Consider the following 3,240-nt stretch of genomic DNA (forward strand, 5'->3'; position numbering starts at 1 on the left):
CAGGGATGGTGCCGGGCGGCCAGAAACGGTGCCGGCGGGATGGGTGGTGTCAGCGGGGCGGGTGGTGGCGGGCGGGCTGAGGCCGGTCGAACAGGGGCCGATGCCGGCCCGCCTCCTGGAAACCGTCGGGTTCTTGGTCAGTCGCTGTTGGATGTGCCGCGGCGGCGGAGGCCGAAGAAGACTGCGGCGCCGCCGATGGCGACCAGGGCGGCCGCGATGCCGGCGATCATGCCGGTGTTCGAGTCGGCGCCGGTTTCGGCGAGGTTGGAGCTGCCGCCCGCGGGGGTCGGGACGCTACCCGCCGGGGTGCTCTCCGAGGCCGACGGGGTCGGGGTGGCCGACTCCTCGGGTTCCGGTGCCGACGGGGTCGGCGTGGCCGATTCCTCCGGCTTCGAGGGTGTCGGGGTCGGCTTCGGCTTGCAGGACTCGGCCGGGGTCGTCACGTCGGGGCTGACGTACTCGTCCACCTGGTCGCCGGCCTTCACGTGGACGCGGTACGTCGTGTTCGGCGCCCACTCCTCCGGGAAGTCGATGGTGACGCCCTCGCGGCTGCCCTTGACGTCCTGGGTGCCGACGACCATTTCGCCCAGGAACACGGTGACCGTGGCGGGGGCGCCGGACGGGTCCTTGTCGGTGACGCTGATGACACCCTTTTCGCCGTCGCACCTGGCGACGGCCGAGAACTCACTGATGTTGCAGGCGAACGCGTTGCCCGCGAGGCCCAGCGCGAGCGCGGTCGAGGCGGAGGCGACACCGAGAACGCGCACAGCACGCGCGGTACGGAGAGTTGTGGACACGGTTGCCCTTCACTGATGCACGACTGAGGGGCGGCGGGCGGCGGCGGTAGTGAAGAGAGCTCATCACCTCAACACCCCCTGGAGTCCCACAGGTCTATAAGCGTGGCATAAGACCTGTCAATCTGTATGCAGGTTCCAGGAATCGGTTTTGCCTGCCCGTTAACCGGCAAGGCGTTTCAAAGCCGCCGGAGCGTCCTCGATCCGGTCGATCAGGACGATCCGGTCCTCCATCGCCCGCTCCCGCGCCAGGGATTGGAGCAGCGGCCAGGCGGGCAGCCGTTCGGTCCAATGGGCTTGGTTCACGAGGACCATGGGCGTGGGCTTGCCGCGCGACTCGTAGTAGTTCGGGGTCGCGTTGTCGAAGATCTCCTGTACGGTCCCGGCGGCACCCGGCAGGAACACGACCCCCGCGGTCGAGCGGGCCAACAGCCCGTCCTCGCGCGTGGCGTTGGCGAAGTACTTGGCGATGTGCGAGGCGAAGGGGTTCGGCGGTTCGTGCCCGTAGAACCAGGTCGGGATGCCCACCGAGCCGCCCCCCTTGGGCCAGCGGGCCCGTACCTCGAAGGCGACGCGCGCCCAGTCGGTGATCGAGGGCGTGAACGACGGGGCCCCAGCCAGGAGTTCGCAGGCCTTGTCGAGCATGGCGTCGTCGAAGGGCGCCGAGTAGGCCCCCAGGTTCGCCGCCTCCATCGCGCCCGGGCCGCCGCCCGTGGCCACCGTGAACCCGGCGCGCGTCAGCTCGCGCCCCAGGCGCGCGGCACCGGCGTACGCCTGGGTGCCGCGGGCCATCGCGTGACCCCCCATCACCCCCACCACCGGTGTCTCGCGCAGGAGTTCGTCGAGGGCGTCGGAGATGGCGTCGTCGTGGACGGAGCGCTGCATCGAGGCGAATATGTCGCCGTCGGCCTTCGTGCGCTGGAACCAGGCGTACCCGAGGGCGTCGGGTGTCCGCTCGTAGCCCTGATCGAGCCCGGCGAACAGCTCGTCCGGCGAGTAGAGATGGCCCCGGTACGGGTTGAAGGGCAGCTCCGGGACCGGCGGGAAGACCAGGGCGCCGTCCGCGCGGACCTTCGCCGCCGCGTCGGGGCGCATCGGGCAGCCGAGGAAGACGGCGCCCGCGGTGTCCCTGGTCAGCAACTCCTTCGTACGGTCCGTCAGGTCGACGGACTGGACGCGGAATCCGGCGATGGAGCCGCGGGCCGAGACGACCGCGTCGAACTCGTCGAGCGTCTCTATCTCACGGTCGTCGTGATGGGCCGCATGGGCGGGGCTCGTCTGCACCCGCCCATGTAAGCACGGTCGGGTCAGCCCTGGACGGCCGCCGGGTCCATCCACATGACTTCCCAGGTGTGGCCGTCGAGGTCGTCGAAGGCGCGGCCGTACATCTGGCCGAAGTCCTGTGCCTCACGCGGCTCGGTGGCGCCCGCCGCCAGAGCTCCGTCGACCAGTTCGTCGACCTTCGCGCGGCTCTCGGCGCTCAGACAGATGAGGACCTCGCTGGTCTTCGTCGCGTCCGCGATCTCCTTCTTCGTGAAGTCGGAGTAGCGCGGCTTGCTCATCAGCATCGCGATGATGGTGTCGCTGATCACGACGCAGGCGGTGTCGTCGTTGCTGAACTGCGGGTTGATCGTGTACCCGAGCCCGGTGAAGAACTTCTTCGAGGCGGCGACATCGCTGACGGCCAGGTTTACGAAGATCATCTGCTGGTACTCGCTCATGAGGGTCTCTCCCGTCGATGTGGTGCTGTTCGGTGGGGTAGACCCCGGGGGCGGGTGCGACTCATCGGTGGTGCGAGATTTTTTTCGTACGAGTTTTGGTGCGCCGTTTTGGTGCGCGTTTCGGTGCGGGGTTCTGCGCGGGGTTCTGTAGGGGTTCTGATCGGGTCTCGTGCGGGTCTCGTGCGGGTTCCGTTCGGGGGGGGCAGGCGGTCAGGCGGTCAGTGGCAGTGCCGCCAGCTCCGCGATCAGGAGGGTCAGCGGGGCGAACAGGGCGAGGAGGGCGGCGGCGCGCAGGGCGGCGGCGGTGCGCAGTGTCGTGGCCGGTGCGCCCAGACGGACCAGGGCCGCGATGGTGTCCGCGCGGGACTGCCTCGCCTCGGCGGCGGCCGTGAGGAGCGTCGCGACCGCGCAGCCCGCCACGACCAGCGCGCCCAGGGTGGTGAGGGGGCCGAGGGACGGGCCGTCGGCGGCGTCCTCGTACAGCACGAGCATGGCGTACGCGGCCGACACGACCGCGCAGACGACGCCCAGGGGTCGGCCGATACGGGTCGCCTCCTCCATGAGGACGCGGCCGGCGAGGAGGCGGAGGGCACCGGGGCGTACGGACTGGAGCAGGCGTCCGCAGAGGTGGGTGAGGCCGGGGCCGGCCAGGGCGAGGCCCAGGGCGGTGAGGGTCCAGCCGATGAGGACGGCGGCGGGGCTGCCGGTGGCTCCGCCGGGTAGGG

The 3,240-nt window shown here is 70.4% G+C and carries 3 protein-coding genes and 1 pseudogene; all 4 read right to left on the reverse strand.

Annotated elements, in window-relative coordinates; all coding sequences use genetic code 11:
- Positions 1 to 137: 137 nt before the first annotated feature.
- Positions 138 to 797 (reverse strand): LAETG motif-containing sortase-dependent surface protein, encoded by a 660-nt coding sequence (locus AOK08_RS39825; RefSeq protein ID WP_055535178.1) that lies wholly within the window; start codon positions 795 to 797, stop codon positions 138 to 140.
- 159 nt (positions 798 to 956) lie between these two features.
- Positions 957 to 2,078, reverse strand: a complete 1,122-nt coding sequence (locus AOK08_RS39830) for an LOG family protein (protein WP_055535180.1) — start codon at positions 2,076 to 2,078, stop codon at positions 957 to 959.
- 23 nt (positions 2,079 to 2,101) lie between these two features.
- Complete coding sequence (locus AOK08_RS39835) at positions 2,102 to 2,515, reverse strand: VOC family protein (protein WP_055535182.1); 414 nt, start codon at positions 2,513 to 2,515, stop codon at positions 2,102 to 2,104.
- Between the two features lie 210 nt (positions 2,516 to 2,725).
- Positions 2,726 to 3,240, reverse strand: a pseudogene (locus AOK08_RS39840) (hypothetical protein); the annotation flags it as partial.

This window comes from Streptomyces graminilatus (assembly GCF_001418565.1).
GTDB lineage: Bacteria > Actinomycetota > Actinomycetes > Streptomycetales > Streptomycetaceae > Streptomyces > Streptomyces graminilatus.

Excerpts from the sequence above, each read along its gene's own strand:
- AOK08_RS39835 (WP_055535182.1), bottom strand. The coding sequence starts at position 2,515 with ATGAGCGAGTACCAGCAGATGATCTTCGTAAACCTGGCCGTCAGCGAT.